The organism is Peribacillus deserti (assembly GCF_016909175.1).
Classification (GTDB): domain Bacteria; phylum Bacillota; class Bacilli; order Bacillales; family DSM-1321; genus Paraperibacillus; species Paraperibacillus deserti.
Genome location: NZ_JAFBFI010000024.1, coordinates 1 through 12,153, shown reverse-complemented (window position 1 = coordinate 12,153; position 12,153 = coordinate 1). Strand labels below are relative to the sequence as shown.

Below are 12,153 nucleotides of genomic sequence, written 5' to 3'. Positions count from 1 at the left end.
GAAAAATCGGAATCTTTCGTTGATATATTAAATATAAAATATTTCTGAAAATTTATCAACAAAGAAATCAGATGAATTTATTTTTCCTTAATTTCTCGCATGTAGATTGGGAAGTTTAAATACAGGGGTGATAAAATGGCGAAACTAAAGAAAAATCCTTCCAAAGCTGGAGTCAGTGCTGCCAGCGTTAAAGGAAATGCCGGACCTACAGTGGAGCTTGCCAGCCGCAACCATAAAACAAAAAATAGGTTTTATGTATCGGCCCCAGCGAAGGCTTCGGTAAGCTAGTCATTAATCCCAAAATAAAAAGGAAATGGTTCTCTCATTTCCTTTTTATTTTTTTAGCATTCCTTTTAATACAAACGCCACATTTGCAGGTCTCTCAGCAAGCCGGCGCATAAAATATCCGTACCAGTCATTTCCATATGGTACATAAACTCTCATCTTGTAGCCTTCTTTAGCTAACTCAACTTGTCTTTCATTTCGAATACCGTAAAGCATTTGAAATTCAAATTGGTCTTTTGGTATATTATGTTCCACAGCCAACTTTTTTGTATATTCTACAATTGAATCATCGTGACTGGCAATTGCGGTGTAATTACCATTCAGCAGATGCATCTTAATAATTTTTTGAAAATTTTCATCTACATCTTTTTTCTCTGGAAAGGCAACTTCCGGTGACTCCTTATACGCACCTTTAACCAGGCGCAGGTTAGGATGGAAGTCATTCAGAGCCTCTATATCGGAGACGGTCCTAAACAGATAAGCCTGAATAACCGTACCAATATTAGCATATTCCAGCTTTAACTGTTTAAAAATCTGTATAGTCTTTTCGCAGCGTGAATAATCTTCCATATCAATGGTCACGAAGACATTATTGTCTACAGCCGCTTCCATAATTCGGCGCATGTTGCTCATTACGACTTCATCAGAAATATCCAGCCCCATAGAAGTAAGCTTTAAAGATAACTGCGAATCTAATCCTTCACGCCCTATTGCTTTAATAGCGGCGATCGACCCGTCAGCAATTTGACCTGCTTCCTGTTCGTTATCAACAAATTCGCCTAAATAATCAATCGTAACGCATAAACCCTGCTTATTGAGCTGTTTAATTACATCTACAGCCTCTCCGATTGTTTCTCCCGCTACGAAACGTCTGGCACCAAAGCGAAGGCCATATTTTTTCGCCATTTTTGTCAGCGCTTTATTTTTAGATAAAAAGAGGAAAAAGTCTCTCATCGCCTGTTCCAAAGTGTTCCCCCCAATATACAGCTCTCTATTTAATTACAAATTTCGACATTAATATTTTATCATTATTCAATAATCTTGGATATATAGAAAATAAGGCAGCTATGAACCTCGAGCTCCCCTCGCACAAAGCAGTAAAAGAAACCTGAAGCTTCAGCTTTCAGGTTTCTGGCCGATTAGAATTTTTTTGTTTACGGTAATTTTCATTCAGGCTTTTAATCTCTGAAATGATCGATATCATATGTTCTTTGCCTTCTGGATATAGCTCATTCCAATGCTTTGTCAGTGCAGGCATAGATTTGGAGATATGTGTGTACAAGGCCCACTGTTTAACCTTTTTTTGAAGTTTTGGGTCTTCTTCTCCAAGAAGCAGCTCTGAATACTTTGATAAAAGGGCTTCAAACTGCTTCTCAAAATCGGTATTCAAATGCAAATCATCCTTTAATAGTTGTTTTTGATAAAAGATCCTGGCTTTCCTTCGGGAGAGTACAAACATGAGGACATGTTTTGCACCGTTTACCCGCAGAACCTGTAAGCATGTATGAAAAGCAGCAAGTGGTTCTATAGCGTATGTCAGAATTGCCTTTTTCATGAATGATTTTTGGACTTATATACCTGCTTATCGGATTCATATCATAGGGTCCAAAAATTTCCCCTCTTGCTTTTTCTGTCACATACTCAAAGTCGCCGTTCAATCTTTGCAGGGCTTTGGGACAGGACTCCTCACCCATGAGAGTTTCATACATCCAAACAATATATACCGAAATATTTTCCCACATAATATATTTTGACAGCTTAGTCTCTTCATTGAGAGAATCCATAATGGGATATATTAATTCTGCAAAAACCGCGGTGCAAACTTCTTCCCGCTCGGTATCCCGATTACTTTCTGCAAGCTTGAAGGCAGGATCTTTCAGCCGGAATTCGGGCAGCCACATGGCATTAGAATTCCCGGTTTCTAAATATATATTTTCAAAGGATATTTGCAGTCTTTTATTCCATCGGGAAAAAGCATACAAAGCGATAACAGGCACAAAAGCGAGTCTTTTTGTAAGAATGGAAGCAGCAACCATTTTGTTAGGTGACTGCAGAAGCTCTGCTGCTTCCGCAATAATCTTCTTCCTTTTTTCCTTTATAAGCAAGTCATCTATGGAAAAGCTAAGGTTCGATGTATACGTATTTTCTGTAAGCCTAAAGTTCGCTAACTCATCAAATTCAGCTTTTGTCAGCCTATTGTACAAGCCTCTCCCCTGCCCTTTTTAAAATTCTTCGCCCCTTCCCATGCGGGATGCATAGCGGAGTACCAAAAAGCGGGTCTCTCGTTACTTCGCAATCCATTTGAAAGACATCCTTAACAAGCTGTACATTCACAACATGCTCCGGGGAACCTTGTGCATATATTTTTTTGTTTTTCAGCGCCACGATATGGTGGGCATATCTGCATGCTAAATTTAAATCATGCAGAACCATCACAATGGTTCTGTTTTCTCTCTCATTTAGTTCAAAAAGCAAGTCCAAAATCTCTATTTGATGTGTCATATCTAGGTATGTTGTTGGTTCGTCAAGGAGTATGGTATCTGTGTCCTGCGCAAGGACCATGGCAATCCACGCTCTCTGTCGCTGACCGCCAGATAACGAATCTACAGGACGTTCTTTCAGGTCATAAAGTCCAGTAGCCCTCAGCGCATTAGTAACTGTTTCTTCATCCGCCTTCGTCCACTGACGGTACCAGGTCTGGTATGGGTATCTCCCCTGCTTGACAAGCTGAAGAACAGTCAGCCCTTCAGGGGCCAAAGGGGCCTGAGGAAGAATAGCCATTTTTTTGGCTACCTCTTTAGTTGAAAGCTTCGCTATAGATTCTCCATCCAGGAGAACAGCTCCGGATTTTGGCTTCAGCAATCTGGCAATTGAACGAAGCAGTGTAGATTTTCCGCATCCATTGCTTCCGATAAAAACGGAAATTTCTCCTTTCGGAAGCGTTAAGTTTAATTCATCTATTATTTTGCTGTCCCCATATGACAGGGTCAGCGCTTCAGTCTGAATTACTTCTGTCATTCGTTCATTCTCCTTTGCCAGGCCGCTTTCAGTTTGTTAACGGCGTATTTGAATTTCCGTCCAGCTTAGAGGCCATTCATTGGGAATTCCTCGTTTTATAAAGCAGATAAATAAAATAGGGAGCGCCAATACTTGCCGTAAACACACCCGCTGGTATTTCAAGAGGCGCAAAAAGTGTTCTTCCAATCAAATCTGCAGCTAATACTAGAATGGCCCCAGTGACCGCTGCTACAGGAAGCAATGCCCCGTAAGCCCCTCCAACGAGTCTCCTTGCAATATGCGGAGCCATTAACCCAACAAAGCCAATTCCTCCAGCAAACGCAACTGCAGTGCCAGTTAGTGCTGTACTAACCAGCAGCATGATCATCCTCTGCACTTGTATCCGGCTCCCAGCGCTTGCCGCAGCGTCTTCTCCCAGCTCCTGTACATTTATATTTCGAGCCTGAGTAATCGCTGCAAGAACCAACACAACAACAACCGGAACTAATATTTGTACATCCATCCATTTAGAGCCGTTAACTGAGCCTGTAATCCAAATATTTGCCTGTGAAGCTCTGTAAATAGGGCCAAGGATCATCATTAAGGTAGTTCCAGCCTGAAGCAAGGTTGATATTCCAATTCCTATTAACACCAAACGGACCGGGGACATCCCATTATTCCAGGAAAGCAGATATACGATGAAAGCAGTTGCGGAAGCACCCAAAAAGGCTGCAGCAGGGAGCCAGCCGATGCTGACTGTCAAACTATTGTCGGAATCGCTGAATACAGCAAGAAAACTGACGACCGCAAGTGATGCACCATTCGTTAATCCGATGATATCTGGAGAGGCCAAAGGATTCCTGATCATTCCCTGAAGTATTCCCCCAGCCACTGCAAGTGCGATTCCAACAAATAAAGCTGTAAGTATTCTAGGCAGCCTTAATGAGAATATAACCGTCTCCTCAAAGCTGCTCCCTGCTCCAGTTAGTGCCTTTAGCACATTCCAGGGTGAAATATACATTTGTCCTACTCCGGTGCTAAACAAAAAGAGCAGAACAGCTGTTAGTCCTAAAGTTATCAAGGTCAGCAGTGCTTTTCTATCTATTAAAAAGGAAACCGTTCCTTTTAATACTCGAACGCTTGAATATTTCTTTTCTCTCATTTAGAATTGAACCCCTTTCTTGCAATGAAGATAAAAAACGGGGTTCCGATAAGCGCCGTCATCACCCCTACAGGCACTTCCTGCGGCATGATGATATACCTGGCAGCTATATCAGCGAGCAGCAAAAGAATCGCACCCATCACCGCACTGTAAGGAATAACCCAGCGATGATCGATCCCTGCAATTGCCCTCGTTATGTGAGGAATAATAATGCCTACAAATGCTATTGGGCCAGATACGGCCACCGCACCTCCTGCTAGGAGAATGACTGAAAGAGCTGCTATTCCTTTTACAAGGCCTACCTGTACTCCAAGACCTCTTGCCACATCATCTCCCATAGAAAGAAGATTCAATTTTCCCGCTAGTACGAATGAGAGTATCCAGCCTGCTGCCAAATAAGGAAATACGGACTTCAGCATTTCAAGCTTTCTTCCCTGTACCGATCCGGCCAGCCAAAATAAGACTTGGTCTAATGCAGCCTCATTAAGCACAAGCAATCCTTGAGTAAGAGAAGAAAATAAAGCAGCCACTGCCGCACCGGCTAAGGTAAGCTTCATCGGTGTTAATCCTTCTCTCCCCAGCGAGCCGATTGCATATACACCGAAAGAGGCTGCAGCAGCACCCGTAAACGCCAGCCAGGAATATGCTGTAAGAGAATTCACTGAGAAAAGAGTGACCGCCAGAACAACCGCAAACCCTGCACCGGCATTAATTCCAAAAACACTGGGAGAAGCAAGCGGGTTTTTCGTTAAAGTCTGCATAATCACGCCTGCAACGGCAAGAGAAGCCCCTACTGAAGCAGCAATCAATGCCCGCGGCAGCCTTACTGTCTGTAGAATAATATGTTCATTTGAACCGTTATAAGCTAAGAAGGAATCGACAGCCATTTTCCAGGATGTATTGGTGTATCCGAAAACGATACTGGCACATATAAGGAATAAGAGAATGAGCGTAAAAAATAGCAGTCCCGCTGCTCTCTGTGCTGATTTTTTCAATAGCATGACAACGATTCCCCTCGAATTAACTAATTTAAATACGTAAAAAATTATATTTTTTCTATCTGCTTTAAGGATATTGAAATCAAAGTATGATGTCAATGAGTATGAAAATCATTTTCATTTAGAGATTGACAATCTATGAAAGGGTAATCTAAAATGAATGTATGATTGATAATCATTATCATTTAAGGGGGATTAAGGTGAAACATACATATTATCGTAAATCAATCGCATTGATGCTTAGTACTCTGCTTTTGATTGTATTGGCTGCATGCGGTAACAAACAGGAAACAAATGGGGAAAGCGAAAAAGAAAGCGGTAAGCAGATTACGATTGAGCATGCGATGGGAAAAACAAAGGTGCCAGAGAAAGCAAAAAAGGTTGTTATTCTTACTAATGAAGGAACAGAAGCTTTACTTGCTTTAGGAATTAAGCCAGCAGGAGCCGTAAAATCATTTACCGGAGATCCCTGGTATGATCATATAAAGGATAAAATGGATGGCGTCAAAGTAGTAGGACTTGAAGGTGAAGTTAATATGGAAGCCATCGCTGCCATTAAGCCGGACCTGATTATTGGCAACAAAATGCGCCAGGAAAAGCAATATGATCAGTTAAGTGAAATTGCCCCTACTGTTTTTGCAGAAACGTTAAGAGGCGATTGGCAGGAAAACTTTAAATTATACGCCAAGGCTGTAAACAAAGAGGAAAAGGGCAAGCAGGTTCTTGATGATTATAATAAGCATGTGCAGGAAGTGAAAGATGCTGTCGGTGATAACATCCAGAAAAAAATATCCATGGTCCGCTTTATGCCTGGAGATGTTCGAATTTATCACAAAGATACATTTTCTGGGGTTATCTTGGATCAAGTTGGCTTTGCTAGAGCTCCAGGTCAGGATGTAAATGACTTTGCTGAAAGAAATCTCACAAAAGAGCGCATGTCTGCTATGGATGGTGATGTGATCTTCTACTTCACATATGATGAAGGAGATGGGGAAGGAAACAAGCTTGAGGAAGAATGGATTAACGATCCACTATTCAAAAACCTGAGTGCTGCGAAAAACGGCAATGTCCATAAAGTAAATGATGCTATTTGGAACACTGCCGGCGGAATTTTGGCCGCTAATCTAATGCTTGATGAATTGAAGGAATATTTTACTAAGAAATAATCCCTTTTATAGGAGAAGACAGGTCTCAATCCTGTCTTCTTTTTTTTGCCTTCCAAAATATTAGGAAAACCTCTATTGGATTGGTAAAATATTGGGTAAGGAGGGATTTAGGATGAAAAATTTATCAAGCTGGTTCGATCAAGCTATGTCTCGTGAAGAATACATTAGCAGCATGAAGGTTCACAGAGAAAATCTGCAAAAGGTTTTTGAAAATTTTTCGCTGACTGAAGAGGATATTTCTTATTTAGAAACCTTTAAGGATGATGGGCTGAAAGCTGTTATATTGACAGCCGACTGGTGCGGGGACGCTATGGTTAACCTGCCCATTTTTATGCAGATTGCAGATGCAGCAGGAATCCAAGACAGATATTTGATAAGAGACGAAAATTTAGAATTAATGGATCAGTATCTGACAAATGGAAAATCGCGTTCCATTCCCATTATGGTTTTATTAAACTCTCAAGGTCAAGAAGCCGCAAAATGGGGTCCAAGAGCTCCGGAAGCCGAATTGCAGGTATCAGAACTTAAAAAAGATATTCCCTCAAAAGAGGATCCGGGCTATGAAGCAGCATTCAAGCAGTTTGCTGCCAATTTAAGCCAGCAATTTACAGAAGATAAGGGACTTTGGACTTCCATTAAGAACGATATAATCAAAACTCTCAAAGGTACAAAATAATCTTCAAGGAGCCTTCGTTCAAACTTCAGGGCTCCTGCTGTTTCTTTACCCCTATAAAACTTCTTCTTATGTAATTATTTATATTTTCTTAGCAGTCAGGCCCCCATTGCTCTGTACGATAAGAGAACGAATTTCAATCCAATGGATGGATTCCCGACATAAACAGTACTAAACCCGTAATATTAAATTATTTTCATATTTTCCTCCCGAAATACAAGCTCAAGTCCCCCTGCTTTCTTCTCCCTCAAGTAAATAGAAACCCTATGCCTGCCTATTATGTCTTTACTGAAAGCTTATCTGTTTGGCACTAGTTTAGAAAGCTTTATTCCTCCAATTCCATCCCAGCAATTGCGCTTCCCAATTTCTTCTATATTATTGAGGGATTATTCTTTTATATAAACTAAATGTTTTACAAAAAGTTTAAGACTCTTTCATTCTTGGTATATATTATCTACCGAGGTTCGAAAGCAGCTAGTGTTCACACAAGTATTAAATTCAAGTGAAACAATTGATGAAAGGAATTGAAATCATGGTAGAAGTTACAGTAACTGTTGAATATAAAGGCAGAAATTATCAAACGAATGTATTAGTTAATCGCAGCGCAATGGAAGAGGAAATCTTTACTGCTGCACTTAATCAGGTTAAAGAACAATGGACGCCCGAAATGAATTATCGATAAAAAGAAGCCTTGTCCTAAGTTGGGACAGGGCTTTTGTGTTTTATAGGCGGCGTCATGGATTTCAAATAACAACAATATTTTCCATTTTATCCTGTAGAAAATTGTTATAAAATAGGTTCTACGGAAGAAAATCCCTATTTCAAAAATATTTCAAAAAGGAAGTAGAGCATGCAGAAATCCTTTCCATTAGCAGCAATATTGTTAACCACTTCAATTCTTACCGGCTGCGGGACTCAAGAGCACCAAACAAACCAGGCAAATCTAAGTAAAGCGGAATCCACTGCCAACCAAAAGGAAACTATAGATTCAGTTGATTTAAAGGAAAGCAAAAAATCTGATGCAGAAACGAAAGTAAAGCCGGATGACACTGATGCAGATAAATCCGCAGAACAAGTACCTGCAAGAACTGCTGAAAGTAAGCCCGCAGTCATCAGCAACACTATAAGCAAAAAGGTGGAAGAACCAACGGAAGCTAAACCGCATGCGGCAAACGAAAAGCCGAAAACGGAAAGTCCAGAGGTAAAAAAGCCAGTGAACGTTCCTGTACAAAAAAAGCCGTCTGCGCCAAAAAGTGATAGAGAAAAGGCAATTCCTGTTGTCGCACAGCCGAGTGCCATTACGGTAATGGTCAATAAAGAGAATAAGCTGCCTGACGGCTATGTGCCTCGGGATTTAGTGTATACCAGCATTCCTTTTATTTTTCAAGAAAAGCTGGAAAAAACAAAAATGCGTAAAGAAGCATCGGATGCAATAAGCAGGCTGTTTGCAAGTGCAAAAGCAGAGGGCGTCGAGCTTTTAGGTGTATCTGCTTACCGGTCATTTGTGACACAAACTGCTCTTTATAACTCTTATGTGCAAAAAGACGGGTATGAAAAGGCCCGCACTTATAGCGCCGTCCCGGGAACCAGTGAACATCAAACCGGACTCTCCATAGATGTAACTGGTGGAAACGGGGCCTGCCCTGCTGAATCCTGCTTTGGAAACACAAAAGAAGCGAAATGGTTGGAAGCCCATGCATCCGAATACGGATTTATTATCCGATATCCAAATGGAAAAAGTTCAATTACCGGCTACAAGTACGAACCATGGCACCTTCGCTATATTGGGACCTCTGCAGCAAAAGACATTATGAGCCAAAAGATTACACTTGAAGAGTATATGAATGCTGTACCTGTCAACAATTAATAAAAAGGGCTGTCCGAGGATTTACTCTTCGGACAGCCCCTTTTTTTATAGGTCAATAACTGATTCTTTATCTTTGTGAAGCCTGTACAATCTATAGGTATGGCTCACAATCACCTTCAGTACAGCATAAAACGGCACCGCCAGGATCATTCCAAGCAGACCCGCCATGCTTCCAGCTACAAGCAAAAGTAAAATAATAGTCAGCGGATGCAGATCAAGCTTTCTGCCCATAATGTAAGGCGACGTAAGATTCCCATCTATCTGCTGGACCACAACTGCCACAATAATAACTTTTACTACCATAAATGGAGAAGCAATGAACCCTATGATCAGAGCAGGTATAATGGCAATAAACGGCCCGATGAATGGAATTACATTTGTCAGCATAGCAATGGACGCCAGGATTAACGGATAATCAATACCAATGATTAAATATCCGATGTACATCATCACACCAACTATAACACTAACAATTGCCTGTCCTTGAATATAGGAGCTTAAAGCGGAATCCATATCCTTTAGTATCTTCTTGCCCTCTTTCGCCTGAAGGCGCGGAAGGAAACGCAGAACTCCATTTGGCGCACTCTGCCCATCTTTTAATAAATAAAATACAATAAAAGGAACAGTCACAACAATGGTTGCAACATTTGTTATGATGCCAAGAATGTTTGTAATTTTATTGCCAAGATTTGAAACATTCGTGTTTAAATAGGCATTCCATTTGGATGTGACGGTATCAATGGTTACAAAGTCATTTTCCTGAAATCTGGAAAACCATTTAGTGTCACGGAGTCCGACGACTTTTTGCCTGAGTGTATCAAGCAATCCAGGGAAATTGTCTATAAAGCTTTTAAATTGTTTCTGAAGCTCAGGCCCGACCCATAGAAGCAATATGGTCCCAAGACCAATAAAAAGTAAATATATGACTAAAATAGACAGCGCTTTCGGCACCTTTCTCCTCTGCAAAAAAAGGACAATCGGTCTTAATAGGTAATAAATGACTCCTGAAATAAGGAAAGGGAAAAATAACGTCTGAAACAGGACTTTAACAGGCCTGAATATGAAATCGACTTTGGTGCCTAAATAAATGATGATTAAAAAGATAATAATCCCATAACCTATTCGGAAATATTTTGTGTTCGGCAAACTCTCACCTCTCGTTTTGTTCTCGATATTATGATTATACTTCATAATTTCTCCTAACACATTTATTACCTTAAAAGACGGCTCTGTAAACTGGAGAGGTTATTCCAGTTTAGAGAAAAAATGCCCTGTCATGGAATAAATGACAGGGCATTACTTTTAAGATTCTGTTGAAAACATGTACTTTTTATAATGGTACCGGATACTGAAAATAATCCCGACAGCAAGAAAGTTACCCATAAGAGAGCTTCCTCCGTAACTGATAAAAGGCAAAGGAATTCCTGTAATAGGAAGAACGCCAATGGTCATGCCTATATTCTGGAAAACATGAAACGTAATCATGCTGATAATTCCTACACAAATATAAGTATAATAATTATTTTTCGAATCCATTCCGATTTTAGTTATGTGATAAATCAATAAAAAGAGTAAGCTGATGACTATACTGGAGCCTACAAATCCAAATTCTTCTCCAATAACACTAAAGATAAAATCCGAGTGGCTTTCAGGCAGGTACACTTCCCGATGCCCAAAGCCCTTCCCTCCTGTTTCACCGGAACCGATAGCAAGCAGCGAGCGCGTTAATTGAAAACCCGCTGAACTCTGGTAATTATACGGATCAATCCAGGAATAAATCCGGCCAAACTGATATTGCTTAACTCCAAGATATTTTTCCAAAACCTCAGGATGCCAGATCACGAAATAGAAAATAACCGTAATCAGGGTGATTCCCCCTGAAAAAATAGGAAGTAAGATCTTCCACGATACGCCCGAAATAAAAATCATTCCCAGCAAAATCGCAATAAATACAAGAGAAGTTCCTAAATCAGGCTGCTGCATCACAAGCATAAGCGGCACAAGAGTAACAAGGCATAATTTCGTAAGAAGCCAAATATCAGTTTTAATCGTCTTAATTCTATTTTTAGCATGATGATTAGATATAACAGTAGCCAGCGCCAAAACAATAAAAACCTTAACAACTTCTGAAGGCTGCAGTGATCCAAGTCCCGGCAGGACGAACCAGCTTTTCGCCCCATTCCTTACCGGCGCAATACTAGGAGGAGCCACAATAATTAGAATCAGTAAGAATATTCCAAACCCATAGGTGTACCAAGACAATTTTTTCAACTGATCCGAATCCAGGGTTATCACCCCAAATACAATCCCGCATCCTACGATGTACCAAAATATCTGCTTGATTACAAAGTTTTCAGCGTATTGCCCGGTTGTCTGTGCACTATAAATCGCAATACAGCTCGCTGTAAACAAAAGAAAAATAATAAAAGCTAATCCATAATCTATACGTGAAGAAATATTTTTTTGAGACTGCATCCGGACTCTCCTTTATCTAAAACCCAAGGCATTCCTGCCCCCTATTTCCATAACCCCAAAAACAACTGTCAGAACATATCCCTTTCATTCCTTAACTTACGTAAAACAACACTTTCTCATTATACTTTAACAAAAGAAAATCACAATATCCAAACATGTGCTGGAGATAATTGTTATCAGAAAAGCAGAAAGCGGTGCCTTTCCTAAAGCGATATGTTCTGAACATAATATAAAACCTTACCCCTCACTCATTTAAAAAGCTGAATATAAGGAAAGGCAGCTGCCCGACAAGCATAAGACGAGCAGGCTGTGAGAAGCGCCTTTCTTCTCATAGACTGATTGGCTTATGTCTCGAGGGCGGCAGCTTGGAGCTGGACAACACGAAAAGCGCAGAACGGTGCCTTTCAAAATGTTTATATATTTTGAAATATTTTCAGGTTTCAAAGACTACTTATTTATACACTAAAATGATAAGAAAGGCAGACACCTGACAGGCATAAGAAAAGCGGCAGCGAAAGGCCGCCCTTGCC

13 protein-coding genes are annotated in these 12,153 nt (G+C 40.5%); 5 read left to right on the top strand and 8 right to left on the bottom strand.

Annotation, left to right across the window (positions count from 1 at the left end; genetic code table 11):
- Nucleotides 1-135 precede the first annotated feature (135 nt).
- The gene (locus tag JOC77_RS18745) at nt 136-288 is read left to right on the top strand and encodes a YuzL family protein (protein ID WP_204546889.1); all 153 of its coding nucleotides are present in this window, start codon (nt 136-138) and stop codon (nt 286-288) included.
- A 45-nt stretch (nt 289-333) separates the two neighbouring features.
- On the opposite strand, the gene JOC77_RS18740 is transcribed toward JOC77_RS18745, so the two are convergent.
- The 6 genes from JOC77_RS18740 to JOC77_RS18715 all read right to left on the bottom strand — a co-directional run bounded on the left by JOC77_RS18740 (nt 334) and on the right by JOC77_RS18715 (nt 5,445).
- On the bottom strand, nt 334-1,251 hold the full coding sequence (locus JOC77_RS18740; protein WP_204546886.1) for a proline dehydrogenase family protein: 918 nt from the start codon (nt 1,249-1,251) through the stop codon (nt 334-336).
- Nucleotides 1,252-1,408: 157 nt separating this feature from the next.
- Nucleotides 1,409-1,675, bottom strand: a complete 267-nt coding sequence (locus JOC77_RS18735; protein WP_204546882.1) for a DUF2573 family protein — start codon at nt 1,673-1,675, stop codon at nt 1,409-1,411.
- Nucleotides 1,676-1,682: 7 nt separating this feature from the next.
- Nucleotides 1,683-2,489, bottom strand: coding sequence for an IucA/IucC family C-terminal-domain containing protein (locus JOC77_RS18730; protein WP_204546879.1), 807 nt, complete (start codon nt 2,487-2,489; stop codon nt 1,683-1,685).
- Complete coding sequence (locus JOC77_RS18725; RefSeq protein WP_204546875.1) at nt 2,479-3,303, bottom strand: ABC transporter ATP-binding protein; 825 nt, start codon at nt 3,301-3,303, stop codon at nt 2,479-2,481. Before JOC77_RS18725 ends, JOC77_RS18730 begins: the two co-directional genes overlap by 11 nt.
- A 76-nt stretch (nt 3,304-3,379) precedes the next feature.
- Nucleotides 3,380-4,444 (bottom strand): FecCD family ABC transporter permease, encoded by a 1,065-nt coding sequence (locus JOC77_RS18720; protein ID WP_204546872.1) that lies wholly within the window; start codon nt 4,442-4,444, stop codon nt 3,380-3,382.
- Nucleotides 4,441-5,445, bottom strand: coding sequence for a FecCD family ABC transporter permease (locus JOC77_RS18715; RefSeq protein WP_204546869.1), 1,005 nt, complete (start codon nt 5,443-5,445; stop codon nt 4,441-4,443). The genes JOC77_RS18720 and JOC77_RS18715 overlap by 4 nt, the downstream gene beginning before the upstream one ends.
- A gap of 233 nt (nt 5,446-5,678) precedes the next feature.
- Here JOC77_RS18715 and JOC77_RS18710 point away from each other — a divergent pair, with 233 nt between their 5' ends.
- The 4 genes from JOC77_RS18710 (at nt 5,679) to JOC77_RS18695 (ending at nt 9,148) form a co-directional block, all read left to right on the top strand.
- On the top strand, nt 5,679-6,608 hold the full coding sequence (locus JOC77_RS18710; protein ID WP_239558914.1) for an ABC transporter substrate-binding protein: 930 nt from the start codon (nt 5,679-5,681) through the stop codon (nt 6,606-6,608).
- A gap of 112 nt (nt 6,609-6,720) precedes the next feature.
- On the top strand, nt 6,721-7,284 hold the full coding sequence (locus JOC77_RS18705) for a thioredoxin family protein (protein ID WP_204546864.1): 564 nt from the start codon (nt 6,721-6,723) through the stop codon (nt 7,282-7,284).
- A 511-nt stretch (nt 7,285-7,795) separates the two neighbouring features.
- Nucleotides 7,796-7,963 (top strand): BA3454 family stress response protein, encoded by a 168-nt coding sequence (locus JOC77_RS18700; RefSeq protein WP_377336643.1) that lies wholly within the window; start codon nt 7,796-7,798, stop codon nt 7,961-7,963.
- A gap of 168 nt (nt 7,964-8,131) precedes the next feature.
- Nucleotides 8,132-9,148: a M15 family metallopeptidase gene (locus tag JOC77_RS18695; protein WP_204546861.1), complete on the top strand. Its 1,017-nt coding sequence runs from the start codon at nt 8,132-8,134 to the stop codon at nt 9,146-9,148.
- Between the two features lie 45 nt (nt 9,149-9,193).
- Here JOC77_RS18695 and JOC77_RS18690 read toward each other — a convergent pair whose 3' ends face one another.
- Nucleotides 9,194-10,339 carry an AI-2E family transporter gene (locus JOC77_RS18690; RefSeq protein WP_239558908.1) on the bottom strand — a complete coding sequence of 382 codons (1,146 nt, stop codon included), beginning with the start codon at nt 10,337-10,339 and terminating at the stop codon, nt 9,194-9,196.
- Between the two features lie 111 nt (nt 10,340-10,450).
- Nucleotides 10,451-11,623, bottom strand: coding sequence for an FtsW/RodA/SpoVE family cell cycle protein (locus JOC77_RS18685; RefSeq protein WP_204546858.1), 1,173 nt, complete (start codon nt 11,621-11,623; stop codon nt 10,451-10,453).
- Nucleotides 11,624-12,153 lie beyond the last annotated feature (530 nt).